Raw genomic sequence first — 25,572 nt, 5'->3', positions numbered from 1 at the left:
TGCTTTTTTTTGCAATGTGTATTATAATGTTCTTGAAAATAGAGAAACAAATAAAAGAACAGCAATGTTCTTTTATTTTCATCATAAAATTAGCAATCACAAAGGTGATTGGCTAACAAAATAAAGGACGGTGAATGACAATGCAAGGAAAATTTACAAATAAAGCCCAGGAAGTGCTGAAAAGAGCCCAGGAGGCTGCTTTGAAACTGGGGAATAAATATGTAGGAACTGAACATATTTTGCTGGGACTGACATTGGTCAGCGACAGTGTAGCCGCAAAGGCGCTGGAAAGTCAGGGCGTGACCTATCATCAGGTCATGGACAAAATCCAGTCTATGACAGGGGGCACCTCTGCTTACTATATTCCTGCGGACTTTACACCTCGTGCAAAACGTGTGGTGGAAAGCAGTGTGCAGGAAGCATTCCGCATGGGTACCGGTTATGTAGGTACAGAACATATCCTCATTGCCCTCATTCGAGAAAATGACAACATTGCTGTACGGATTATGGTATCTCTGGATTTGAATCTCCAGCGTTTGTATGATGACATCATGAACATGCTGGGAGAAGGGGAAGACCAGAACGGCAATGCCCGCGGCATGAACAGCCAGGGGGAAAAACAGGAAAAAAGCGCCACAGAAACATTGGATAAATTCAGCCGTGATATGACGGCACTGGCAAAGAAAAATAAATTTGACCCTATTGTGGGCAGAGATAAGGAAATTGAACGAATTGTGCAGATTTTGAGCCGTCGTACCAAAAACAATCCTTGTCTGGTAGGTGATCCCGGTGTCGGAAAAACTGCCATTGTGGAAGGTCTTGCCCAGAAAATCGCTGAAGGCAATGTGCCTGATACTTTGAAAAATAAAAGAATCGTTGGTCTGGATTTGTCTGCCATGGTGGCTGGCTCCAAATACCGTGGGGAATTTGAAGAACGTATGAAAAAAGCCATGGATGAAGTAAAAGCCGATGGCAATATCATTTTGTTTGTGGATGAAATTCATACCATCATCGGTGCAGGGGCTGCGGAAGGCGCCATTGACGCATCCAATATTTTGAAGCCCGCTCTTTCCCGTGGGGAAATCCAGCTCATTGGTGCCACCACTTTGGAAGAATACCGGAAACATATTGAAAAAGACGCCGCTTTTGAACGTCGTTTCCAGCCTGTAAAAGTGGAAGAACCTGATGAACAGGCAGCAGTGGCAATGCTGAAGGCTTTGCGTGATAAATATGAAATGCATCATAAAGTAACCATTTCCGATGATGCCATCGAAGCGGCTGTGAAACTTTCTGCCAGATATGTATCTGACCGTTTCCTGCCGGATAAAGCCATTGACCTCATTGACGAAGCCGCTTCCCGTCTGCGTCTGAAAACATTCAGCGCGCCGGATAATGTGGCAGAAATGGAAGAAAAACTGGCGGAAATGGAAAAAGAAAAAGAAGCTGCCATCAAGACAGAAGAATTTGAAAAGGCTGCGGAAATCAAACGGGCACAGGACGCCCTTCGTGCTCAGTGGAAAGAAGCCAAAAAAGAATGGGAAAACAACCATGAAAATCAGGCACAGGTAGTCACCAGAGAAGAAGTGGCAGAAGTGGTTTCTGTTTGGACAGGTGTGCCTTTGCAGAGTTTGCAGGAAGAAGAAAGCCAGCGACTTCTGCATCTGGAAGATACACTCCATCAGCGTGTCATTGGACAGTCAGAAGCCGTAAAGGCATTGGCAAAAGCCATCCGCCGCGGCAGAGTAGGGCTGAAAGACCCTAACCGCCCCATCGGTTCCTTCCTGTTCTTAGGACCTACAGGTGTTGGTAAAACAGAATTGTCCAAAGCTTTGGCAGAAGCCCTCTTTGGGGATGAAGATGCTATGATTCGTATTGACATGTCCGAATATATGGAGAAACACAGCGTATCCCGTATGGTAGGTTCTCCTCCGGGATATGTGGGCTACGAAGAAGGCGGTCAGCTTAGTGAAAAAGTCCGCCGGAATCCTTATTCTGTTGTGCTGTTCGATGAAATCGAAAAAGCATCTCCTGATGTATTCAATGTACTGTTACAGGTGCTGGACGATGGTCATATCACCGATGGTCAGGGCAGAAAAGTGGATTTTAAAAACACTGTGATTATCATGACTTCCAATGCCGGTGCAAGAAGTATTGTAGAGCCAAAACGTGTGGGCTTTACCAGCATGGAAACAGAAGAACAGAGTTATCAGAACATGAAGAAAAACGTTATGGAAGAAGTGCGCCATATCTTTAAACCAGAATTTTTGAACCGTATTGATGATATGATTGTGTTCCATTCTCTGACACAGGAAGATATTCTGGAAATCGTAAAACTTATGACCAAAACCGTTTCCAAACGCATCAAGGAAAATATGGACATTACCGTTACTTTTACGGATAAAGCACTGGAAAAAATCGCGGAAGAAGGCTATGACAAAGCCTTTGGCGCAAGACCCCTTCGCCGTGCTATCCAGTCCCGCATTGAGGATGCTTTTGCAGAAGAATATCTCATGGGCAACTTCAAAGCAGGGGATAAAGTTTCTGTTGGTGTAAAAACAAACGGCTTCCTCTTCCGTGTGGTAAAATGAACGAACAAATAGATAGAAAAAAGCAGAATTTTGGTATATACCTGCGGCAGGTTTTGTGATATAATCATTCTGATATATTATCAGGAACATTACCGTGCATATTCTTGTTCGGAAAAGGAAATAAAGAAAGGACGCTTGGGAGGTAAGCAACATGGCAGTAATTGAGGAATTGATTAGAAAAGAAGATGACGGCAGCATCAGTTTCGGCAACTACCTGATGGATGAAAAGAAAAAAGTGCTGGACTTTGAAGTGCAGGGCGATTTGTATAAAGTAAAAACATTTAAAGAAATCACAAAACTGGAAAAGAACGGTAAAATGCTGTTGGAAGCAGTACCCGGCGCAACTGTTCTGAACTTTGTACAGGATGAAAGAGGCGTTTCCTTCTTGGTAGAAGCAGAAGAAGATGTTCAGCTGACACTGGAACTGGAAGCAGAAACAGAATACAAAATTCTGGTTGACGATGTAAACGTTGGCAAAATGAAAACAAATATGACAGGTAAAGTGACATTCTCTGTAGAAATCCAGAAAAATGCAACACCTGTGAAAATTGAAAAAATCGGCTAAAATCTGATTTTTCAGTACATGATGAAAAGAAAATCGATAGAGTCTTGCAAAAGGCTTTATCGATTTTTGTTTATCTGTCTGTTTTTATGATGACAACAGAAAAGGTTATCATCGAGGTGGAAGAATGAGAGTAAAAACATCGTATATTTGCAGTGAATGTGGATACAAAAGCTCAAAATGGATGGGGAAATGCCCGGAATGTGGAGAGTGGAACACATTTTCTGAACAGGAAGAAACCAAAAAGGAAAAAAGCAGCACAAAGCCCGTACAGCTGACCCTTTCCCGTTTGAAGGAAGTAGAAAGCAGCAAAAGCCAGCGCCTTCTGACAGGCATTGGGGAGTTTGACCGTGTTATGGGCGGCGGCATCGTTCGGGATTCTGTAACGATTTTGACATCCCCTCCCGGCGGTGGGAAATCCACATTGTGCCTGATGGTGGCATACCAACTGGCAAATGCAGGCTATCGTGTGCTATATGCCACAGGGGAGGAAAGTGATAGCCAGATCAAGAATCGAGCAGACAGGATACTGGGAGATATTGCGGATAATATCTGGATTTTGGCAGATACTTCCATGGATGCCGTATTGTCTGCCGTTGGAGAAGTTGACCCGGATTTGATTATTCTGGATAGTATCCAGACATTTTCTTTGGCGGAATTTTATCCTGCAAGAGCAGGCAATCCTACCCAGACCATGGAATGTGCTTCTGCATTGGTACAGTGCGCAAAGGATAAACGCAGACAGCGAGCGGCGCTGATGATTGGGCAGATGAATAAAAATGACGAGATTGCTGGTCTGCGTGCATTGGAACATCTGGTGGATACGGTTCTGGTATTGGAAGGCGAAGGGGCAGACGAGCTCCGTGGACTTTTGGCAACGAAAAACCGTTTTGGCAGCACTGGAGAAATGGGCTTTTTTGCCATGACGGAAAAAGGTCTGCGTTCCATTGATAATCCATCAGAATATTTCATTACCAAGCGAAACAGAAATGAACTGGTTTCCGGCAGTGCTGTTACAGTTTTGCGGGAAGGCTCCCGTCCCATTGTGGCAGAAGTGGAAAGTCTGGTTTCTCAGTCCTTTACACCATATCCTTCCCGCATCAGCGAAACCATGAAGAAAGATACCCTTCATACCCTTCTTTCCATTTTGGAACAGCGAGGCAATGTGAAGCTGTATGATAAAAACGTGGTAGTCAAGACCACAGGCGGCTTGTTTTTGAAAGAACAGGCGGCCAATCTGGCAGTGCTCATGAGCATTGTTTCTTCTGTGAAAAACAGACCCATCCCGCCGGATTGGGCGTTCATTGCCGATGTGGGGCTGACGGGAGAATTGAAGCGGGTACCTGCCATGGAAAGCCGTTTGAAGGAACTTGATCGGCTGGGATACGCAAAAATTATTGTAGCAAAAGGCGCTGCCGGGCAGGTTGTTTTGCAGCATGCAGAAGTGGTTGAATGTCGTCTTTTGCAGGATGTTATGGCAATTTTGACAGAATTTTACAGCAAAATGCGTGATTGATTCTCTGTATCTTCTGGCGTTCATTGTATTTTTATAGTTTACGAATGGAAAAACCTATATTATAATAAAGCAATAGGCATTGAAGGAATCAAGATTTTGACTGATGATTCAGTGAATATACAAAGGAGGTATGATAAGCATGCAGGAAGTAAAAATTAAAAAGTTCAAAAAGGTGCTGGTTGCCAACCGTGGCGAAATTGCCATCCGTGTGTACCGTGCCCTGAATGAACTGGGTATTCAGACAGTAGGTATTTTCTCCAAAGAAGATAAATACTCTCTGTTCCGTACCAAAACAGACGAAGCATATATGCTCAATCCTGAAAAGGGTCCCATCGACGCATATCTGGATATTCGTAATATCATCAACATTGCAAAGGCAAAAGGCGTTGACGCCATCCACCCCGGTTATGGTTTCCTTTCCGAAAACCCCGCTTTTGTAGAAGCATGTAACCAGGCTGGTATCGCTTTCATTGGTCCTGATGTGGACGTTATGTACTCTATGGGGGATAAGATCTCCTCTAAACAGATGGCGATCGAATGTAATGTGCCTATTATCCCTGGTGTTGACCATGCCATCAGAAGCCTGGATGAAGTTATGGAAGTGGCGGAAAGAGTTGGCTACCCCGTTATGCTGAAAGCCAGCAATGGCGGCGGCGGACGTGGTATGCGTATCGTCAACAGTGCGGAAGAAATGCCCAAGGAATTTGACGAAGCAAGAAACGAAGCGAAAAAAGCCTTCGGTGACGATAAAATTTTCGTTGAAAAATATCTCCGTGACCCCAAACATATCGAAGTTCAGGTTCTGGGTGACAAATACGGCAACGTTGTGCATCTCTTTGACCGTGACTGTTCTGTACAGCGCCGTCATCAGAAAGTTGTGGAATTTGCTCCCGCTTTTACTGTCAGCGATGCAGTCAGAGAAAAAATCTTCGCAGATGCCGTTCGTCTGTCCAAACATGTAGGATACAAAAATGCTGGTACACTGGAATTCTTGGTGGATGCAGACGAAAACTACTATTTCATCGAAATGAACCCTCGTATTCAGGTAGAACATACCGTAACAGAAGAAGTAACGGGTATTGATATTGTGCAGGCACAGATTCTGATTGAAGAAGGTTATCCTCTGGATTCCCCTGAAATCGGCATCAAGTCTCAGGATGACATCCATTCCAATGGCTATGCCATTCAGCTGCGTGTCACCACAGAAGACCCTGCCAACAATTTCCTGCCTGACACAGGCAAAATTAGTGTATACCGTTCTCCTGCCGGCAATGGTATCCGTCTGGATGGCGGTACTGCTCACACAGGTGCGGAAATTACACCTTACTATGACAGCTTGCTGGTAAAAATCATCGCTCACGACAGAACATTTGAAGGCGTAACAAGAAAAGCTGTTCGTGCCATCAAAGAAACCAGAATCCGTGGTGTAAAAACAAACATTCCTTTCCTGATCAACGTACTGCAGAGTGATGTTTGGAATGCTGGTAAATGCACCACAACATTCATTGAAAAAACACCTGAACTGTTCCATATCGTACTGGGCAAAGACAGAGCAACTAAGATTGCAGAATTTATCGGTAATAAAATCGTTAACGAATCTAGAGGTCACAAACCCGAATTTGATCCCATTGTGCCTCCTTCCTTCGGACAGGACAAAAATGGCAAAACCATCTTTGTAGAAGGCGCAAAAGACAAATTCCTGCGTATGGGCGCAAAAGACTATACACAGAGCCTGCTGAAAGAAAAACGCCTGCTGGTAACAGATACCACCATGCGTGACGCACACCAGTCTCTGATGGCAACACGTCTGCGTACAAATGACCTGATTGTGGCTGCACCCGCAACCAACATGGCAATGGCAAACGCATTCTCCGTAGAAGCATGGGGCGGTGCAACATTCGACGTTGCTTATCGTTTCCTGACAGAATCTCCTTGGAGAAGACTGCAGCAGCTTTCCGAAGCAATGCCCAACACACTGATCCAGATGCTGCTGCGTGCATCCAACGCTGTTGGTTACGCAAACTATCCTGATAACGTTGTAAGAGAATTTATCAAAGTTTCCGCAGAACGCGGTGTAGACGTATTCCGTATCTTCGACAGCTTGAACTGGCTGGAAAACATGAAGATGCCCGTTGAAGAAGCACTGAAAACAGGCAAGATCGTAGAAGGTGCTATCTGCTACACCGGCGATATTCTGGATCCTAAGGAAACAAAATATACACTGGATTACTATATCCGCAAAGCAAAAGAACTGGAAGACATGGGCTGCCACATTTTTGCAATCAAAGATATGGCAGGTCTGCTGAAACCTTATGCTGCAAAAGAACTGTTCACAGCACTGAAACAGGAACTGCATATTCCTCTGCACCTGCATACGCATGACACAACAGGCAACGGTGTCAGCACCGTACTGATGGCTGCAGAAGCAGGCGTAGATATTGCCGACTTGGCAATCCAGTCCATGAGCTCCCTGACTAGCCAGCCTTCTATGAACGCAGTTGTAGAAGCTCTGCGCGGTACAGAACGTGATACCGGTCTGGATCCTGATCAGCTGGTTGAACTGAGCCATTACTATCAGGGTGTACGTCAGATCTTCACTGGCTTTGAAAGTGAAATGAAGACACCCAATACTGAAATTTATAAATACGAAATCCCTGGTGGTCAGTACTCCAACTTGCTGGCACAGGTAAAATCCATGGGCTCCGCAGATAACTTTGAAGAAATCAAACATCTGTATAAAGAAGCCAATGAACTGCTGGGCAACATCGTAAAAGTAACACCTTCCTCCAAGGTTGTAGGGGATATGGCTATCTTTATGTCCAAAAACGGTCTGAACAAAGACAATATCCTGACAGAAGGGAAAGATATTTCCTATCCTGAATCCGTTGTGGATTACTTCATTGGGAATATCGGTCAGCCTGAAGGCGGTTTCCCCAAAGAACTGCAGGAAATCGTGCTGAAAGGCAGAAAACCCATTGATGGCAGAGCAGGTGCGCTGCTGCCTCCCGCGGATTTCGATGCCATTGCAAAGCATCTGAAAGAAGCACACGTTATGAAAAACGTGAACCCCAGAAACGTCATCAGCTATGCCCTGTATCCAAAGGTATATGATGATTATTGCGACCATTGGGAATACTACACAGACGTATCCAAACTGACTAGTGACGTATACTTCTTTGGTCTGGCAAAAGGTGAAGAAACTTCCATTGAAATCGGTGAAGGTAAAGATATCATCATCAAATTCATCGATATGTCTGAACCCGATGCAGAAGGTTTCCGTGCGCTGACATTCGAAATCAATGGCGTAATGCGTGAAGTAAAAGTTCTGGATAAACATCTGGAAGTTAAGAGCGATGGTAAACTGAAAGCTGATAAGAACAACCCTTACCACCTGGGTTCTTCTATCCCCGGTACCATCAGCAAGATTCTGGTAAAAGAAGGCGAAGCTGTGAAGAAGAACCAGCCTCTGCTGACCATCGAAGCAATGAAGATGGAAACATCTATCGTAGCAAAAGAAGATGGCGTGATCGACAAGATCTATGCTGTGGAAGGCGAAAAAGTCAGCCAGGGCGATCTGCTGGTATCCTTCGCAAAAGAAGAAGAATAATTTTTCTTTATCTGCACATTAATATAAGTGTAAAAACCCGAAACACAATTTGTGTTTCGGGTTTTTTGAAACAAAAAAGATACTTCTTAAGAAAAGCAACTTCCCTTTAAGAAAACATTGATTTTTCTTTTCTTTGATTTCTTAAGGGGAATTGCGACGGCTGTCTTCAGAAGAAAATATATCAAATAAAATCTTATAAAAATAAGCAAGCTGAAATCCTCTATATCATAAGGATTTCAGCTTGCTTTGTTTTCTTATGAAGATGCCCCTAAAGGAGTATCTTTTTATTTTTATTCTGTTTTTGGCTTTACAAAGAGCATTGCAAAAGCAATTGCAAGCAGGATGCAGCAGATGACCAGAGCAGGACTGCCCCAGAGTTTTGTTCCTACAGCGCCAATGGCAGCACCTAGAATAAAGAATAGGATAATGCTGTAATAATGGAAACTTTTTTCTCTGCGGGAAGGGTCTTTTGTCTGGAAATATTTCACCAGATGGTCTGTTCCGCTGCGCAGATTGCCGGTACACATGGTAGTGGCATAAGGCATACCATGAAATTTACGGAAACTTTGTACCTGCATAGAGCAGATAAAGGAAACCAATGCATTGGCTAAGGGGTCTGCCTTTCCCAGAGGAAGAAATATCACGACGATCAAAGCCAAAATTTCAATGAGAAGCACCGTCTGCCGCCAGTGCAGTGCCACTTTTCCTTCCAGACGATGTTTGATCCATTCATCCACAAAAATTCCAGCAACAAATGCCAGAATGGGAACCAGATAGGAAAGGGCTTTTTTGAAATCCCCTTCAGATAAGTGCACGCCAAGCAGGACGATATTGCCTGTTTGGGCATTGGCAAAAACCTGACCTCGTGCCAGATAAGTATATGCGTCCAGAAACCCGCCTACGACTGCCAGCATGGCGCCGATGCGGAAGGAATCGGACATTTGGTCTGTATGTAGTGTCATAAGTCAATCTCCTGTTAAATCATATATTTTCGGTCTAAAGAACGATATTGCAGAACTTCCGCCAGATGACGGACGGTGATTTCTTCGCTGCCGTCCAAGTCGGCTGCTGTTCGGGCAACTTTCAATATTTTGTGATAAGCCCTTGCACTTAAGTCCATAGAAGAGAAGGCTGCCTTCAGCAGTTTTTGTTCTGCTTCCCCGAGAGGGCAGTATTTCTCCACTTGTGCCGCATTCAGCTGAGCATTGAAGAAAATTCCTTCCTTTTTATATCGCTGCAGCTGGATTTCGTGGGCTTTTACCACACGTTTTTTGATTTCTGCGGAAGATTCGCCGGGAGTACTGTTTTGCAGATCTTCATAGCCAACAGCCGGCATTTCCACCATCAAATCAATACGGTCTAACAGAGGTCCACTGATTTTGCTCTGATATTTGGCAATTTCATTGACAGTGCAGTGGCATTTATCCCCGCTGCCCAGATAACCGCAGGGGCAGGGGTTCATGGCTGCCACCAGCATGAAATCAGAGGGAAATGTCAAAGTGCCGCTGACACGGGCAATGGTGACTTTTCCATCCTCCATGGGCTGCCGCATGACTTCCAGCGCAGAACGCTGAAATTCCGGCAATTCGTCCAGAAATAGCACACCATTATGTGCCAAAGAAATTTCCCCAGGTTTTGGGATTCTTCCGCCGCCGGTGAGGGCAGAAGCGGAAATGGTATGGTGGGGAGAGCGAAAAGGTCTATGGTGAATCAAAGCGTTTTTGTTCTGCAAAAGACCTGCTACACTATAAATTTTTGTGATTTCTATGCTTTCCGCAAAAGTCAGGTCAGGCAGTATGGTGGGAAAGCGTTTTGCCAACATGGTTTTACCGGAACCGGGAGGACCGATAAGCAGGATATTGTGCCCACCAGCAGCAGCCAGTTCCATAGCACGTTTGGCATTTTCTTGTCCTTTTACATGAGAAAAATCCAGACTTTCCCATTCTTTGTCATCAGCAAAGAGATTGTCCAGATCTACATGATAAGGCTGTAATGTTTCCTGATTTTGCAAAATGGCAACTAATTGCCGCAGACTATGGAGGGGATAAACCTCCATGCCTTCCACAAGAGCCGCCTCTTCGGCATTTTCATAGGGCACAAAGCACTTTGTGATGCCATCCTGCAATGCGCCATAGACCATGGGCAGAATGCCGTTGACGGGGCGCAGAGAACCATCCAGAGAAAGTTCTCCGGCCAATAAATATCCATCCAGTGCGTCAGTAGGCAGGGTTCCCATAGCAGTCAGAATCCCTGCGGCAATGGGCAGGTCAAAGGACGCCCCTTCTTTTTTCGTGTCCGCCGGCGCTAAATTGACTGTGATGCGTTTGGTTGGAAAGGAAAGCCCTGTGTTTTTGATGGCAGTGCGTACCCGTTCCCGAGATTCTTTGACTGCAGAATCTGGCAGCCCAACTATGTCAAAAGCAGGCAGTCCGCTGCTTAAGTCAACTTCTACATTGACAGCATAAGCGTCAATGCCAAGCAGTGCGGCACTATGAATAATGGAAAGCATGACCTCGCCTCATTTCTCTTGAAAAATTCTGTTTTTATCATAACAATTCTTACGAAAAAGTGCAATGAAAATTGGAGATTTCTACTAGTACATGCATAGGAATTCACATTATTTTCAAATTTTTAGAAAAAAATCATTGAATTTTGAAAAGAAAGCATATATAGTAGATTGCGTAACTGGCAAGGGGATAAGGAGGCGACGTTGTGGAAGAAACGTATCTGATGTGGCTGGCAAGAGTGACACTGCATAACACAAAGAAAGCCTTTCAGCTTTTGGGAAGATTTGGTACAGCGGAAAACATTTTTTACGCAGAACCGGAAGAAATCCGCAGTGCTTTGGGCAATGCCACAAAACTTGCAGATACCATTTTATCCCAACGCGACCCAGAAATGTTGGATGAATGGATGATTGAATTGGAGGAAAAAGAAATTTCCTTTTATTCCTATTTCCACCCGTCCTATCCTTATTTGCTGAAACAGATTTATGATCCTCCTTTGGGGATTTATGTGAAAGGCGCTCTGCCTGATGACCATATTGATAAGATTGGTGTCATTGGCGCCAGAAGATGTTCACAATATGGCTCGTCTGTGGCGTACCGCATTACAAAGGATTTGGGTCAGACCAACGTAATTGTTGTCAGTGGTATGGCGAAAGGCATTGATGCTGTTGCTCATAAAGGCATCATGGACGGCGGCGGAAAAACTATCGCTGTTCTGGGCTGTGGCGTAGATGTTTGTTATCCTGCGGAAAATCGGGAATTGATGGAGCGGATCATTGAAAACGGCTGTGTGCTGTCGGAGTATCCGCCAGGAACAAAAGCAGTTCCTTATCATTTTCCCTATCGCAACCGCATCATCAGCGGTCTTTCCAAACTGATTGTTGTCATTGAAGCAGGAAAACGCAGCGGCACATTGATTACAGCGGATTTGGCGCTGGAAAACGGCAGAGATGTTTTTGTTCTGCCGGGCAATGTCACCAGCAAACTGAGCGAAGGCACCAATAACCTGATTAAACAGGGATGCCCAATCATTACAGAATCGGGAGATATTTTAGAGGAACTCGGCATATCCTATCAGGAAAAGGAAAAGACTCGTTTCTATGAAAAAGTAGAAGAAAAACTGGAACCCGAAGAACGGGAAATTTATGAGAAAATAACTGAGGCTGCACCATTAACGGCTGAGGAATTGAGCCGGATGCTGGAAAAGCCAATTCAGGATATACAATATGTACTTTCTCTGTTGGAAATCACTGGATATATTCGAAAATTACAGCAGGCGGGCTATGTCCGCAGTTAACAGAGAAGGCTGAGAGGTGAAGATATGAGCAAAGAAGCGACTGCAGCAAAACCAAAGAAAACAACCAAGAAAGCTGCGTCAAAGAAATACCTTGTCATTGTAGAATCTCCTGCAAAGGCAAGTACTATTGGAAAATTTCTGGGAAGCAATTATAAAATTGAGGCTTCCATGGGGCATATCCGCGATTTGCCCAAAAGCCAGATGGGCATTGACATCGAACATGATTTCGAACCCAAGTATATCACCATCCGCGGCAAAGGCGATTTGCTGAGCAAACTGAAAAAAGAGGCGAAGGCTGCCGATAAAGTCTATCTGGCAACTGACCCGGACCGTGAAGGGGAAGCCATCAGCTGGCATCTGCTTCACGCTCTCAACTTAGGTGATGATAAGGACATCAGCCGTATCACCTTCAACGAAATCACAAAGGCAGCAGTAAAACGCTCCATTTCTGAAGCAAGAGAAATCGACATGGATTTGGTAGATGCCCAGCAGGCACGTCGTGTGCTGGATAGAATGGTGGGCTATACCGTCAGCGACTTATTATGGAAGAAAGTCAAAAAAGGTCTCAGCGGCGGTCGTGTACAGTCTGTTGCACTGCGTCTGATTTGCGACAGAGAGGACGAAATTCGCGGCTTCATTCCTGACGAATACTGGACCATTGGCGCAAAACTTACCGATGCGGAAAAGAAAACATTTGAAGCCAGATTTTACGGCAAGGGCAGTGAAAAAATGGAACTGCCTAATGCGCAGGTGGTTCAGGAAGTGGAAAACGGTCTGAAAGGACAGGATTTCATCGTCAAAGAAGTGAAAAAAGGTACACGCCAGAAGAAACCCGTTGCGCCTTTTACCACCAGTACCATGCAGCAGGAAGCCAGCAAGCATCTGAACATGGCAACACAGAAAACCATGCTTATTGCCCAGCAGCTGTATGAAGGCGTTCATGTAAAAGGGGAAGGCAACGTGGGTCTGGTTTCCTATATCCGTACGGACTCCTTCCGTATTTCCGATGAAGCTTACGAAGCGGCAGTTTCCTATATCGGTGAAAACTTCGGGGAAGAATATGTGAATCCCGAACGTGTGGTATATAAATCCAAAGGGAAAACACAGGATGCCCACGAAGCCATCCGTCCCACAAATGTACAGCGGACACCTGACAGCATCAAAGAATCTTTGACAAAAGATCAGTATAAATTGTATAAACTCATTTGGGAACGCTTCGTTGCCAGCCAGATGAGCCCTGCACTTTATGACACTATGCAGGTAAAACTGGCAGCAGGGGAATATAGTTTCCGTGCGTCCGGTTCCCGTTTGACTTTCCGTGGTTTCCTGGAAGTTTATAACAAAGGGGAAGAAGAAGCAGATGTGCAGATGCCTGTGCTGAATGAAGGTGATGTGCTGAAAGCACTGGAAATCCTGCCGGAACAGCATTTCACACAGCCTCCCGCGCGTTTTACAGACGCATCTCTCATCAAAACACTGGAAGAAATCGGTGTAGGCCGTCCCAGTACCTATGCGCCTACATTGACCACCATTCAGGCAAGAAACTACGTTACAAAAGAAGCCAAAAACCTCTATCCCACAGAATTGGGGGAAGTGGTAAACGATATCATGAAAACCTATTTCCCGGATATTGTGGACGTAGACTTCACAGCCAACATGGAAGAACGTCTGGATGACGTGGAAATGGGCAGAGAAGAATGGAAACAGATCATTCGTGATTTCTATCCAGGTTTTCATGCGGCAGTAGAAAATGCAGTAGAAAAACTGGCAAAAGTGGAAATCAAAGATGAAGTAACTGATGTTATCTGCGAAAAATGCGGCAGAAACATGGTTATCAAATATGGCAGATATGGAAAATTCCTGGCTTGCCCCGGTTTCCCGGAATGTCAGAATGCGAAACCTTTCTTTGAAGAAGCTGGCGTGAACTGTCCCGAATGCGGCGGCAAAGTTCTCATCAAGAAAACTAAGAAAGGCAGAACTTACTTCGGTTGTGAAAACAATCCCGAGTGCGGCTTCATGTCCTGGAATAAACCTACCGGAGAAAAATGTCCCGTCTGCGGCAGTTTCCTGGAAGAAAAGGGCAAGAAAAATCCCAAAATCGTATGCTCCAATGAAAAATGCGGCTACATGCGGGAGCCTGAACCGGAAAAAGAAGAAAATACAGAGGAATAACCCGCTGTTTTTTCAGAAAAAGTTGAAAAAAACCATAATTTATGGTTGTAATTTGTATGGGATTGTGCTATAATCCCATAGGTAACTTAAAAACACACGCATTTGCTGCCCTGTGTCCGGTGCCGAAGAGTTCGGTGACACGGGGGATGATGCGGAGGACAAACCACAGGAGGTGCGCTATGAGCGTAATTTCAATGAAACAGTTGTTAGAAGCTGGTGTACATTTTGGTCACCAGACAAGAAGATGGAACCCTAAAATGGCTGAATACATCTTCGCAGAAAGAAACGGTATCTACATCATCGACCTGCAGAAAACCGTTAAAAAAGTAGACGAAGCTTATGCTGAAATCTGCAACATCGTAGCTGACGGCGGCGAAGTTCTGTTCGTTGGTACAAAGAAACAGGCACAGGAATGCATCAAAGAAGAAGCTGAAAGATGCGGTATGTACTACGTTAACCAGAGATGGCTGGGTGGTATGCTGACAAACTTCAACACAATCAAAACAAGAATTGCAAGACTGAAAGAACTGGAAAAAATGCAGGAAGACGGCACTTTTGAAGTTCTGCCCAAAAAAGAAGTTGCAGCCCTGATGCACGAAATGGAAAAACTGGAAAAGAACCTGGGCGGTATCAAAGAAATGAAGAAGATCCCCGATCTGATGTTCGTTGTTGATACAAGAAAAGAAAAAATCGCTGTTCAGGAAGCACACACACTGGGTATTCCCATCGTTGCTATCGTAGATACAAACTGCGATCCCGATGAAATCGACTATGTAATCCCCGGTAACGATGACGCGATCCGCGCCGTAAAACTGATCGCTTCCAAAGTAGCTGATGCAGTTCTGGAATCCAAACAGGGTGAACAGGAAAACGCAGAAGCAGCTGAAGAAACAGTAGCTGAATAATTTCATAGGCAATTTGCCCGAGCTTCAGCCGATTCACGGGCTGAAGCTCTTTCTTATCATAAAACCAATATACGGAGGGAAAAGAACATGGCTATTACAGCAGCAATGGTAAAAGAACTGAGAGAAATGACAGGCGTTGGCATGATGGACTGCAAAAAAGCCCTGACTGAAACAGACGGCGATATGGAAAAAGCAGTTGAACTGCTGAGAGAAAAAGGTCTGGCAGCTTCTGCGAAAAAAGCAGGTCGTATTGCTTCCGAAGGTATCGTTGATGTTTACCTGAGCGATGACAACAAAGTTGGTACAATCGTAGAAGTAAACTCCGAAACAGACTTCGTTGCAAAGAACCAGGTATTCAGAGATTATGTTGCAGCAGTTGCAAAACAGGCTTCCACAACAACAGCAACAGATATGGATGCTTTCTTCGCTGAAAAATGGGATCTGGATCCTCAGTTCACAGTAAAAGAAGCTCTGAGCCAGCAGGTAGCAGTTATCGGTGAAAACCTGAACATCAGACGTTTCGAAAAATTCGAAAAAGCTGGTTCCGGCAGACTGGTTTCCTATATCCATGGCGGCGGCAGAATCGGCGTTCTGATCGAACTGGCTTGCGATAACGACAGCGACGCTCTGGAAGAACTGGGCAAAAACGTTGCAATGCAGATTGCAGCTCTGAACCCTAAATTCATCGCTGAAAAAGACGTTCCCGCTGACTTCATCGAAAAAGAAACAGAAATTCTGACAGTACAGGCTAAAAACGATCCTAAAAACGCAAACAAACCTGAAAACATCATTGCTAAAATGATCGAAGGCAGACTGAAAAAAGAAATGAAAGAATTCTGCCTGGTTGAACAGCCTTACGTAAAAGACGGCGATCTGACAGTGAAAAAATACATTGACTCCGTAGCAAAAGAAGTAGGCGCTCCTATCGAAATCACACGTTTCGTACGTTTCGAAACAGGCGAAGGTCTGGAAAAGAAAGACGAAAACTTTGCTGATGAAGTAGCAAAAGCTATGCAGTAATCTGCAAACATATTTTGCACATCTTATGAATTCCAAAACGGATAGAACCTTGCAAAAGGTTTTATCCGTTTTTTCTTTGGGGAAAACTTTTACAGAAATGTGGTTGCGTCCGGCCATAAAAAATGGTTAAATGAGAAAGAGAACATGCACTAGGAGGGAATGGAATGAAACAACTGGTTTATCATTACTGTAGTTTGTCGACCCTTTTGAATATATTGGAACATAAAACGATCCGTTTATCTGATATCAATAAACAAAATGATACCAATGAAAGCAAGGCTCTTTTGCATATCACCCGCAACCGCGCCATTCAGATTATGCTTTCCCGTCCGGGAGTAGACAGTGATCAGACTTTTGGCGGCTTGACTTATCGGGAATTCATTGTGTACCTCATTGATAAAATGATTGAACATGTAAAGGGATATAAGGACCTAATGGCTTATATCGCTTGTTTTTCCGAGTCCGACGACTATCTGGCGCAATGGAGGGGGTATGCGGACAACGGCAGAGGGGTAGCCATTGGTTTTGATGTAGAAACCATTGAGCGGCTCATTGAGCAGATTCCTGATGCTCAGTTGGAATTCCGTAAGGTGCATTATATCGACACGAATAAGAATGTCATGGACTGCGATACTACCCAATGTAATCTGAGTTTGAATCGCCATGCGGCAAAATTGGTAGAAACCCTGTTTTCCTATATGGAGCGAAATGAAACGAAGCAGATTTTGGATGGTACTTATTTGGATTCTCAAGCGGGACATTGGTTTATTCCCTTACTGCAGGATTCTTTCTTCTATAAGGATGATTCTTTTGCGGAGGAGGATGAATGGCGGCTCATTTTGAAAGATGAAATCATCAAAAGCGAAAGCGATTGGGAAAATATATATAATTGGAAACGTACAGGACATTCCATTAGACCGGCAATGAAACGCCTTTTCCCTAAGGCACTGGAATTTCGTGTGGAGGATAATGACATTGTATCTTACATGGATATGGATTTTTCTGACGGGGATTATATGCATAATGATATGATTCGGGAAATCGTTATTGGACCGAACTGTCGCCTGGAGGAAGAAGATGTATTCCAGCTTCTTGGGCACTTCGGTTTTGATACGGCAGATGTAAAAATTCGTAAATCGGATTCTTCTTATCGCATTTGAATATAGAATGAAAATGGCTGTTTGTGGGCAATCTTCCACAGACAGCTTTTTTTACATGAAAATAACCAAAAACAATCAAACTTAGTCAATTTCAATAAAAATAAGTCAATTTTTTTGTGACCTAATATGATTGATTTTGAACGAATTTGATTATATAATAAATCCAAGTTAAAACTATTTCAAATTCAGTCACTGGAGGTGAGGCTGTGATTTACACAGTTACCTTTAATCCATCTTTGGATTATATCGTGGAAGTGCCCTCCTTTCAGATGGGTATGACCAACAGAACAACATCAGAAAGTATTTTTCCTGGCGGAAAGGGCATCAACGTTTCCATGGTGCTGCGAAATCTCGGCGTAGAAAGTACAGCACTGGGATTCACTGCCGGATTTGTAGGCGATGAAATCTGCCGCCTGTTACAGGAAAAAGGGTGCCATACAGCATTCAAGACTTTGCCAGAAGGATGCAGCCGCATCAATGTGAAATTGAAATCTGCGGACGGCACAGAAATCAATGCCAGAGGCCCAGTCATTACAGAAGAAGCATTGGAGCAGCTGATGCAAAAACTGGATATGCTGGAAAAAGGCGATGTGCTGGTTCTGGCGGGAAGCATTCCTACAGGTCTGCCGGCAACCATTTATCAGGATATTCTCCATCGTCTGGCTGGCAAAGAAATCCTGACCGTTGTGGATGCTACAGGCAATCTGCTTTGCAATGTATTGGAGCATCATCCATTTTTGATCAAACCCAATCATCATGAACTGGGTGAAATCTTTGATGTGACCATTGATGATATGGAAAAGGTCAAAATTTATGCCGGAAAACTGCAGGAACAGGGCGCAAGAAACGTACTGGTTTCCATGGGCGGAAAAGGTGCGGCTCTGCTGACAGAAAAAGGCGATTTTTATCATTTGCCTGCCCCTGAGGGAAAACTGGTCAACAGTGTTGGTGCAGGAGATTCCATGGTAGCCGGATTTTTGGCAGGCTGGCTGGAAAGCGGAGATTATGCCCATGCCTTTAAGATGGGGATTTCTGCAGGCAGCGCCAGCGCTTTCAGCGAAAATCTGGCGACAAAAGAAGAAGTATTGGCTTTGTATAAAAAGTTAAAATAAAGGGAGGGGACCCACATGCGTATTACAGATTTGCTGGATCGCCGCAGTATTGCCCTTGATGCAAAACCGGCGTCCAAGAAAGAAGCTTTGGACACAGTTATTCAGTTGATGATCGACAGCGGTAAAATTAAAGATGCAGAAGCTTACCGTAAAGAAGTTTATCGCAGAGAAGAAGAAGGAACAACAGGTATTGGCGAAGGATTGGCAATTCCTCACGGGAAAGGCGAATTCGTAGAAAAGCCCGGTCTGGCTGCACTGGTTGTACCAGAAGGTGTTGATTTTGAATCTCTGGACGGAGAACCTGCAACACTGATTTTCCTCATCGCTGCTCCTAATACAGCAGATAATGTGCATCTGGATGTATTGAGCAAACTTTCCGTTATGATGATGGATGAAAATTTTGCGGATAGCTTGAGAAACGCAAAAACAGTAGATGAATTCCTGAAAGTCATCGACGATGCGGAAGAAGCAGAAAATGAAGAAAAAACAGAAGAAGCGCCTGTAGAAACAACTGCAGCGGCAGCACCTGTTTGCAAAGTTCTGGCAGTTACTTCCTGCCCTACAGGTATCGCGCACACTTACATGGCTGCGGAAGGTCTGGAAAAAGCAGCAAAAGCAAAGAACTGCACCATTAAAGTAGAAACCCGCGGCAGCGGCGGTGCGAAAAATGTGTTGACTGCGGAAGAAATCGCAGCAGCTGACTGCATCATCGTTGCAGCAGATACACAGGTGCCTATGGATCGTTTCCATGGCAAACCCGTTATTTCCTGCCACGTAGCAGATGGTATCAGCAAAGCAGAAGAACTGCTGGACGAAGCGATCTCCGGCAAAGTACCTCTGTATCAGGCAGAAACAAAACCTCAGGAAACAGTGAAAGCAAGCGGCTCCGTTGGACATAAAATCTATATGCAGCTCATGAACGGTGTATCTCATATGCTTCCTTTCGTTGTTGGCGGCGGTATCCTCATTGCCATTGCCTTCCTGATTGACGGCTTGTGTGTAGATATGACAACATTGCCTGCAGATATGCGTGCCAACTTCGGTACCATCACACCTGCTGCGGCACTGTTTAAACAGATCGGCGGTGTGGCATTTGCCTTCATGCTGCCTGTATTGGCTGGTTTCATTGCCATGAGTATCGGTGACAGACCTGGTCTGGCGCTGGGCTTTGTAGGCGGTTCCATCGCAGCTTCCGGCAGCTCTGGTTTCCTGGGCGCTCTGGTAGCTGGTTTCCTGGCAGGTTATACAATCGTTTTCCTGCGTAAGATTTTCGATAAACTTCCTGAAGCATTGGAAAAAATCGCTCCTGTATTGCTGTATCCTCTGTTCGGTATCCTGATTGTAGGTCTGATTATGTACTTCGTGGTAGAACCTCCTGTTGGTGCGCTGAATACAGCCATGAATACAGCACTGACAAACATGAGTGGCACAAGCAAAGTGCTGCTGGGTATTCTGGTGGCTGGTATGATGTCCATCGACATGGGCGGTCCCTTCAACAAGGCTGCTTACGTATTCGGTACAGCTTCCATTGCAGCAGGCAACTATGACATTATGGCAGCAGTTATGGTCGGCGGTATGGTACCTCCTTGTGCCATCGCTCTGTCCACCATCCTGTTCAAGAAAAAATATACAAAACAGGAACGTGAATCCGGTCCGACTAACTTCATCATGGGTCTGGCATTCATCACAGAAGGTGCAATTCCTTTTGCAGCATCTGACCCTCTGCGTGTACTGCCTTCCTGTATCGTAGGTTCTGCACTGGCAGGCGCACTGTCCATGGCATTTGACTGCACACTGATGGCTCCTCACGGCGGCATCTTCGTATTCCCTGTTGTAGGCAATGCGCTGATGTATCTGGCTTCTCTGGTAGCAGGTACCATTGTGGCAGCAGTACTGCTGGGGATTTTGAAAAAAGATGTAACAGAATAAGTTTGCATAGATTTGCGGCAAAGCCCTGTGCTTTGCCGCTTTCCCTTTTTCTGGGTTTCGTTTCTGGTTGATTTTGACTGTTTTTGCATGATATAATGACAAAAAGGGAGGCTTTTATATGTTGACAGAACAACGATATGAAAAAATTCTCGATTTGGTAAATGAGAAAAAAAGTGTGACCGTCAAAGAAATGACGGAATTGCTGGAAAGTTCTGAATCCACCATCCGCAGGGATTTGACTGTACTGCATAAAAAAGGACGTCTGGTGAAGGTATTCGGCGGTGCCGTTGCCATTGATATGGAATACCGTACCAAAGATGAAGAAGTCAATCGCAGAGAAGACGAGAATAAAGAGGCAAAAGAGCAGATTGCCCGTTTTGCAGCATCTTTGATTCGGGCAGATGATTTTGTATTTCTGGATGCAGGCACCACGACAGCTTGGATTCCAGACTTTTTGATAGAAAAATCCGCTGTTTTTGTGACAAATGGCATTGCCCATGCCAAAAAGCTGGCAAGACTTGGCGTGGAGGTCCATTTGTTGGGCGGTGAATATAAATCTTCTACAGAAGCCATTGTGGGGGATGAAGCTGTGGAACAGCTGCGGCGGTATCATTTCACAAAAGGCTTTTTCGGTACAAACGGTATTGGAAAGACAGCAGGCTATACTACACCGGACATTCGGGAAGCGTCTTTGAAGCGCTGTGCAGCCCAGCAGAGCCGGGAAACTTATATTCTGGGGGACAGCAAAAAATTCAACCGCATGAGTGCCGTAAGCTTTTGTGATTTTTATGACGCCACTGTGATTACAGAGGAAATCTTGCCCGAGTTTGCCCGCTGCAGCAATATATTAAAAGCAGAATGATTTTTTCAAAAGGATTGCGGCGAAGTGTTGAACCTGTCACCGTTGTATGGTATAATCATCGACGGCAATAAAATTTCAGGTTTTGTGTCGAAACAAAAGAGGAACGGTGAGGGGAAATGGTTGGACATTTCCCTTTTTACAGGTTTCCGTGTGCTCGCTGCATGTCGGAAAATATATGTGGAAATTTTATGCGGTTTATGATACATTATAAATTAAGGAGGCTGTTTGCATGTATAAGAGAATTGTGCTGAAACTGAGCGGAGAAGCACTGGCAGGAGATAAGGAAGGCGTTTCCTTCGATGACGCAGTCGTTTCCGGTCTGGTGAAACAGATTCGTCAGGTAATGGAAATGGGAACACAGGTATGTCTGGTGGTAGGTGGCGGTAACTTCTGGAGAGGCAGAAGCGCTGACAGTGCCATGGACAGAACAAAAGCAGACCAGATCGGTATGCTGGCAACTGTGATGAATGCCATTTATCTGGCCGACGCATTCCGTCAGCAGGGAACAAAAGCGGTGATTCAGACACCCGTTGTATTTGGCACAATGACAGAACTGTTCTCCAAAGACAGTGCGCTGGCACATCTGGAAAACGGTGAAGTATTGATTTTTGCAGCAGGATTGGGACATCCTTTCTTCTCTACAGACACCATCACAGCACTGCGTGGCGCAGAACTGGATGTAGACGGTCTGTTCTTTGCGAAGAATATCGATGGCGTATATGATGACGACCCTGCAAAGAATCCCAACGCGAAAAAATTAGATGTGATCACATCCGAAGATATCGTGAAAAAGAATCTGAAGGTCATTGACACATCTGCAGCAGCGCTTTGTTTTGAAAGAAAAATTCCGGTAGTTATTTTCGGCTTGAATGAAGAAAACAGCATTATGCGTGCAGTCAAAGGCGAAAAAATCGGTACATTGGTAACAGTATCTTAAGATTGATCATTTAGGAGGAATCGATATGGCATCTGAAGCAACAAAAATTTACGACGAAAAAATGACAAAAACTCTCGCCGCATTGGACAGTGATTATGCTACGATTCGTGCGGGCCGTGCAAACCCTCATGTATTGGATAAAATCATGGTAGATTACTACGGTGCGCCTACTCCCATCAATCAGGTAGGGAACATCACTGTACCCGAACCTCGTATGATCCAGATTCAGCCTTGGGACGGCTCCATGCTCAAAGCCATTGAAAAAGCGATCAACGCTTCTGAACTGGGTATCCACCCCGGCAATGACGGGAAAGTAATCCGTCTGATTTTCCCTGAACTGTCTGAAGAACGCAGAAAAGAACTGAATAAAGACGTTAAGAAAAAAGCAGAAGCATCCAAAGTTGCGATCCGCAACATCCGTCGTGATGCTCTGGACGCTTTCAAAAAACAGGAAAAGAAAAAAGAAATCACAGAAGATATTCTGAAAGATCTGGAAGAAGAAATGCAGAAACTGACAGATAAATACATCGCAGATATCGACAAAAAATGCGATGATAAATGCAAGGACATTCTGTCTGTTTGATTTTTCAAAATTACTGCCCCTCTCATTGCAGAGGGGCTTTGTTACATGGAGGGGAAAAAATGTTTTTTCAGCAAACAGAAACAAATAACTACGAAATTGATATGGAAAGAGTGCCCCAGCATATTGCCATCATCATGGATGGCAATGGCAGATGGGCAAAGAAGCGTTTCCTGCCCAGAAAAGCAGGGCACAAGGCAGGCGCAGAAGCACTGGAACGGATCATTGAGGATTGTCGTGATCTGGGCGTAAAGCATCTGACAGTATACGCTTTTTCCACAGAAAACTGGAAACGTTCTCAGGAAGAAGTTGACGCTATCATGGATTTGCTGCGCCAGTACCTGAAAAACTATTTCAAAAAATTCCTGAAGGACGACATTCGCTTGAATGTTATCGGGGATATTCATCGTCTGGATCAGGATATTCAGGACAGCATTCTGGAAATCGAAGATCTTTCTAAGGATAAAACAGGTCTGTTTGTCCATATCGCATTGAACTATGGCGGACGTGATGAATTGCGCAGAGCCATCACAAAAATTGCTGCGGAAGTGGAACAGGGAAATCTGAAAGCGGAAGATATCACAGAAGAAATGATCAGCGATCATCTGGATACAGCAAACGTACCCGACCCTGAACTGGTCATCCGTACCAGCGGGGAAGAAAGAATCAGCAACTTCCTGCTGTGGCAGATTGCATACTCTGAATTTTTCTTTACAGATACCCTTTGGCCTGACTTCAACAGAGCCTCTCTGGGAGAAGCCATTTATTATTATCAGAACAGAGAACGCCGTTTTGGCGGTAGATAAAAAGAGGTGAAACAGATGAAAACAAGAATCATTTCTGCTGTGATCCTCGTGCCTTTGCTGCTGTTTTTCGTCATCAGCGGGGGGATTTGGTTGAAAGTCGCCGTGGGATTTCTTGGACTGGTTGGTATGCATGAATTTTACCAGGCATTTTCCAAAGAAAACAAAAGTCTGCATATGATCTGCTATGCCTTCGCTTTGTTCTATATGATTTTCATAGAGGACATCATCAACGGGAATAATTATTTCAATATTTTTGTTTCTGTGTTTATGGTGGTGCTTCTGATCTATACGGTATTGTATCATAACCATACCAATGCTTTGGAAGGCATGACAGGATTTTTTGGCTTTTTCTATGCCTGCTTCCTGTTGTCCCATATCTATCTGGTAAGAGAATATACTTACGGAAAACTGCTGGTTTGGCTGGCGTTCATCGCCGCTTTCGGCTGTGATACAGGGGCATATTTCGCAGGGATCACATTTGGGAAACATAAGCTCATTCCCACACTGAGCCCAAAGAAAACCATTGAAGGTTCCATCGGCGGCATTGTGACAGCAACCGTTCTGGCACTGCTCTATGGTTTGTGGTTACAGCGTTCTTTTACTATGGATGGCGTAAATATCCTGCTGCTTTGCGGGCTGACAGGATTCTTCGGCTCTTTCCTGGCGCAGATCGGTGACCTGGCTGCTTCTGCCATGAAGCGTCTGACAGGCATCAAGGACTTCGGGAAGCTCATTCCTGGACATGGCGGTGTGCTGGATCGTTTTGACAGCGTCATTTTGACAGCGCCTGCCGTATACTATATAATGTTGTTTTTGATTGATGTACAAGTATGATATAGAGGTGGAAAATATGAGAACAATCTCTATTTTGGGCTCTACCGGCTCCATTGGCACACAGACACTGGAAGTAGTGGAAGTGCTGGGAGATATTCAGGTAGGTGCCATCAGCGGCAATCATAATATTAAGCTGCTGGAAGAACAGGCGAGAAAATTCCGTCCCAGACTGGTTTCCGTTATGGACGAGGATAACGCTAAAGAATTAAAAAGCCGTTTGGCAGACACCAACTGCAAAGTGGTAGCTGGTATGGATGGTCTGGTGGAAGCGGCAACCCTTGCGGAAGCAGATACCGTTGTGACATCTGTTGTGGGCAATGTGGGTCTGCGTCCTACTTTCGAAGCCATTTCCGCAGGAAAAAATATCGCATTGGCAAATAAGGAAACTTTGGTTTCCGCAGGGCAGCTGGTCATGGATCTGGCAAAGAAAAAAGGCATTTCCATTTATCCAGTAGACAGTGAACATTCTGCTATTTTCCAGTCTTTGCAGGGCAATAAAGACAATCAAATCCGTCGTATCCTGCTGACAGCCTCCGGCGGACCTTTCCGCGGAAAAACATTAGACCAGCTGAAAAATGTGACAGCGGCGGATGCCCTTTGTCATCCCAACTGGAGCATGGGTAAAAAAATCACCATTGACTCCGCCACATTGATGAATAAAGGTCTGGAAGTCATGGAAGCAAAATGGCTCTTTGGCGTAGATACAGACCAGATTGAAGTGCTGGTGCATCCCCAGAGCATCATCCATTCCGCAGTGGAATATGAAGACGGTGCCATCATGGCACAGCTTGGGGAACCTGATATGCGCGTACCTATCCAGTATGCCCTGACATATCCCAAACGTGTGGCAAATCCTTTCCCGAAAATCGATTTTGCCAAACGTGCCCAGCTGACATTCGACCATCCGGATATGGACACATTCCGTTGTCTGGCACTGGCGTATAAAGCACTGAAAATCGGTGGCACTATGCCTACAGTGCTGAACGGCGCCAATGAAATTGCTGTGGCAAAATTCCTGTCTGGCAAAATTGGATTTTTGGATATTCCTGCATTGATAGAAAAAACAATGGAGGCATATACTGTAAAAGAAAACTATACATTGGAGGATCTGCTGGAAGCGGATGCATGGGCAAGAGCTTATGCAACGGAAGCAGAACTTTGATGTAAATATTTTTGGA

General features: G+C 44.7%; 19 protein-coding genes. 17 read left to right on the top strand and 2 right to left on the bottom strand.

Going from position 1 to position 25,572, the window contains the following annotated elements:
• The first annotated feature begins 140 nt into the window (after positions 1 to 140).
• The 4 genes from INF29_RS04505 (at position 141) to INF29_RS04490 (ending at position 8,273) form a co-directional block, all read left to right on the top strand.
• On the top strand, positions 141 to 2,588 hold the full coding sequence (locus INF29_RS04505) for an ATP-dependent Clp protease ATP-binding subunit (protein WP_072852057.1): 2,448 nt from the start codon (positions 141 to 143) through the stop codon (positions 2,586 to 2,588).
• A 151-nt stretch (positions 2,589 to 2,739) separates the two neighbouring features.
• Complete coding sequence (locus INF29_RS04500) at positions 2,740 to 3,153, top strand: endosialidase (RefSeq protein WP_072852059.1); 414 nt, start codon at positions 2,740 to 2,742, stop codon at positions 3,151 to 3,153.
• Between the two features lie 124 nt (positions 3,154 to 3,277).
• Positions 3,278 to 4,666 carry a DNA repair protein RadA gene (gene radA, locus INF29_RS04495; protein WP_193484898.1) on the top strand — a complete coding sequence of 463 codons (1,389 nt, stop codon included), beginning with the start codon at positions 3,278 to 3,280 and terminating at the stop codon, positions 4,664 to 4,666.
• A 139-nt stretch (positions 4,667 to 4,805) separates the two neighbouring features.
• Complete coding sequence (locus INF29_RS04490; RefSeq protein ID WP_087989859.1) at positions 4,806 to 8,273, top strand: pyruvate carboxylase; 3,468 nt, start codon at positions 4,806 to 4,808, stop codon at positions 8,271 to 8,273.
• 290 nt (positions 8,274 to 8,563) lie between these two features.
• Here INF29_RS04490 and INF29_RS04485 read toward each other — a convergent pair whose 3' ends face one another.
• Positions 8,564 to 9,235 carry a YoaK family protein gene (locus INF29_RS04485; RefSeq protein WP_243184087.1) on the bottom strand — a complete coding sequence of 224 codons (672 nt, stop codon included), beginning with the start codon at positions 9,233 to 9,235 and terminating at the stop codon, positions 8,564 to 8,566.
• Positions 9,236 to 9,249: 14 nt separating this feature from the next.
• On the bottom strand, positions 9,250 to 10,782 hold the full coding sequence (locus INF29_RS04480; RefSeq protein WP_193484896.1) for a YifB family Mg chelatase-like AAA ATPase: 1,533 nt from the start codon (positions 10,780 to 10,782) through the stop codon (positions 9,250 to 9,252).
• Positions 10,783 to 10,985: 203 nt separating this feature from the next.
• On the opposite strand from INF29_RS04480, the gene dprA reads away from it, so the two are divergent.
• The 13 genes from dprA (at position 10,986) to INF29_RS04415 (ending at position 25,556) form a co-directional block, all read left to right on the top strand.
• A complete protein-coding gene (gene dprA, locus INF29_RS04475) occupies positions 10,986 to 12,077 on the top strand; it encodes a DNA-processing protein DprA (protein WP_191343825.1) in 1,092 nt (363 codons plus the stop codon).
• Between the two features lie 24 nt (positions 12,078 to 12,101).
• The gene (gene topA, locus INF29_RS04470; RefSeq protein WP_072852086.1) at positions 12,102 to 14,249 is read left to right on the top strand and encodes a type I DNA topoisomerase; all 2,148 of its coding nucleotides are present in this window, start codon (positions 12,102 to 12,104) and stop codon (positions 14,247 to 14,249) included.
• A 179-nt stretch (positions 14,250 to 14,428) separates the two neighbouring features.
• A complete protein-coding gene (gene rpsB / locus INF29_RS04465; RefSeq protein ID WP_072852068.1) occupies positions 14,429 to 15,154 on the top strand; it encodes a 30S ribosomal protein S2 in 726 nt (241 codons plus the stop codon).
• Positions 15,155 to 15,241: 87 nt separating this feature from the next.
• On the top strand, positions 15,242 to 16,174 hold the full coding sequence (tsf, locus tag INF29_RS04460; RefSeq protein ID WP_072852070.1) for a translation elongation factor Ts: 933 nt from the start codon (positions 15,242 to 15,244) through the stop codon (positions 16,172 to 16,174).
• A 164-nt stretch (positions 16,175 to 16,338) separates the two neighbouring features.
• A complete protein-coding gene (locus INF29_RS04455) occupies positions 16,339 to 17,334 on the top strand; it encodes a DUF2971 domain-containing protein (RefSeq protein ID WP_022364713.1) in 996 nt (331 codons plus the stop codon).
• A 206-nt stretch (positions 17,335 to 17,540) separates the two neighbouring features.
• On the top strand, positions 17,541 to 18,446 hold the full coding sequence (gene pfkB, locus INF29_RS04450; protein WP_193484894.1) for a 1-phosphofructokinase: 906 nt from the start codon (positions 17,541 to 17,543) through the stop codon (positions 18,444 to 18,446).
• A gap of 15 nt (positions 18,447 to 18,461) precedes the next feature.
• The gene (locus INF29_RS04445; RefSeq protein ID WP_193484892.1) at positions 18,462 to 20,375 is read left to right on the top strand and encodes a PTS fructose transporter subunit IIABC; all 1,914 of its coding nucleotides are present in this window, start codon (positions 18,462 to 18,464) and stop codon (positions 20,373 to 20,375) included.
• A gap of 118 nt (positions 20,376 to 20,493) precedes the next feature.
• Complete coding sequence (locus INF29_RS04440; protein ID WP_072852444.1) at positions 20,494 to 21,237, top strand: DeoR/GlpR family DNA-binding transcription regulator; 744 nt, start codon at positions 20,494 to 20,496, stop codon at positions 21,235 to 21,237.
• A 229-nt stretch (positions 21,238 to 21,466) separates the two neighbouring features.
• Positions 21,467 to 22,174 (top strand): UMP kinase, encoded by a 708-nt coding sequence (gene pyrH, locus INF29_RS04435; protein ID WP_072852446.1) that lies wholly within the window; start codon positions 21,467 to 21,469, stop codon positions 22,172 to 22,174.
• 25 nt (positions 22,175 to 22,199) lie between these two features.
• A complete protein-coding gene (frr, locus tag INF29_RS04430) occupies positions 22,200 to 22,757 on the top strand; it encodes a ribosome recycling factor (protein ID WP_072852448.1) in 558 nt (185 codons plus the stop codon).
• Positions 22,758 to 22,816: 59 nt separating this feature from the next.
• Positions 22,817 to 23,560: an isoprenyl transferase gene (locus INF29_RS04425; protein WP_193484890.1), complete on the top strand. Its 744-nt coding sequence runs from the start codon at positions 22,817 to 22,819 to the stop codon at positions 23,558 to 23,560.
• A gap of 15 nt (positions 23,561 to 23,575) precedes the next feature.
• Positions 23,576 to 24,394, top strand: a complete 819-nt coding sequence (locus INF29_RS04420) for a phosphatidate cytidylyltransferase (protein WP_193484889.1) — start codon at positions 23,576 to 23,578, stop codon at positions 24,392 to 24,394.
• A 16-nt stretch (positions 24,395 to 24,410) separates the two neighbouring features.
• The gene (locus INF29_RS04415) at positions 24,411 to 25,556 is read left to right on the top strand and encodes a 1-deoxy-D-xylulose-5-phosphate reductoisomerase (RefSeq protein ID WP_193484888.1); all 1,146 of its coding nucleotides are present in this window, start codon (positions 24,411 to 24,413) and stop codon (positions 25,554 to 25,556) included.
• Positions 25,557 to 25,572: the final 16 nt, after the last annotated feature.

The organism is Anaerotignum lactatifermentans (assembly GCF_014982935.1).
Lineage (GTDB): Bacteria > Bacillota > Clostridia > Lachnospirales > Anaerotignaceae > Anaerotignum > Anaerotignum lactatifermentans.
This window is presented reverse-complemented; position numbering and strand designations above follow the sequence as displayed.

Bases quoted from the DNA above. Each gene is read 5' to 3' on its own strand.
- INF29_RS04505 (WP_072852057.1), top strand. From the start codon at position 141: ATGCAAGGAAAATTTACAAATAAAGCCCAGGAAGTGCTGAAAAGAGCC.
- INF29_RS04500 (WP_072852059.1), top strand. From the start codon at position 2,740: ATGGCAGTAATTGAGGAATTGATTAGAAAAGAAGATGACGGCAGCATC.
- radA (WP_193484898.1), top strand. From the start codon at position 3,278: ATGAGAGTAAAAACATCGTATATTTGCAGTGAATGTGGATACAAAAGC.
- INF29_RS04490 (WP_087989859.1), top strand. From the start codon at position 4,806: ATGCAGGAAGTAAAAATTAAAAAGTTCAAAAAGGTGCTGGTTGCCAAC.
- INF29_RS04485 (WP_243184087.1), bottom strand. From the start codon at position 9,235: ATGACACTACATACAGACCAAATGTCCGATTCCTTCCGCATCGGCGCC.
- INF29_RS04480 (WP_193484896.1), bottom strand. From the start codon at position 10,782: ATGCTTTCCATTATTCATAGTGCCGCACTGCTTGGCATTGACGCTTAT.
- topA (WP_072852086.1), top strand. From the start codon at position 12,102: ATGAGCAAAGAAGCGACTGCAGCAAAACCAAAGAAAACAACCAAGAAA.
- rpsB (WP_072852068.1), top strand. From the start codon at position 14,429: ATGAGCGTAATTTCAATGAAACAGTTGTTAGAAGCTGGTGTACATTTT.
- tsf (WP_072852070.1), top strand. From the start codon at position 15,242: ATGGCTATTACAGCAGCAATGGTAAAAGAACTGAGAGAAATGACAGGC.
- INF29_RS04455 (WP_022364713.1), top strand. From the start codon at position 16,339: ATGAAACAACTGGTTTATCATTACTGTAGTTTGTCGACCCTTTTGAAT.
- INF29_RS04445 (WP_193484892.1), top strand. From the start codon at position 18,462: ATGCGTATTACAGATTTGCTGGATCGCCGCAGTATTGCCCTTGATGCA.
- INF29_RS04440 (WP_072852444.1), top strand. From the start codon at position 20,494: ATGTTGACAGAACAACGATATGAAAAAATTCTCGATTTGGTAAATGAG.
- pyrH (WP_072852446.1), top strand. From the start codon at position 21,467: ATGTATAAGAGAATTGTGCTGAAACTGAGCGGAGAAGCACTGGCAGGA.
- frr (WP_072852448.1), top strand. From the start codon at position 22,200: ATGGCATCTGAAGCAACAAAAATTTACGACGAAAAAATGACAAAAACT.
- INF29_RS04425 (WP_193484890.1), top strand. From the start codon at position 22,817: ATGTTTTTTCAGCAAACAGAAACAAATAACTACGAAATTGATATGGAA.
- INF29_RS04420 (WP_193484889.1), top strand. From the start codon at position 23,576: ATGAAAACAAGAATCATTTCTGCTGTGATCCTCGTGCCTTTGCTGCTG.
- INF29_RS04415 (WP_193484888.1), top strand. From the start codon at position 24,411: ATGAGAACAATCTCTATTTTGGGCTCTACCGGCTCCATTGGCACACAG.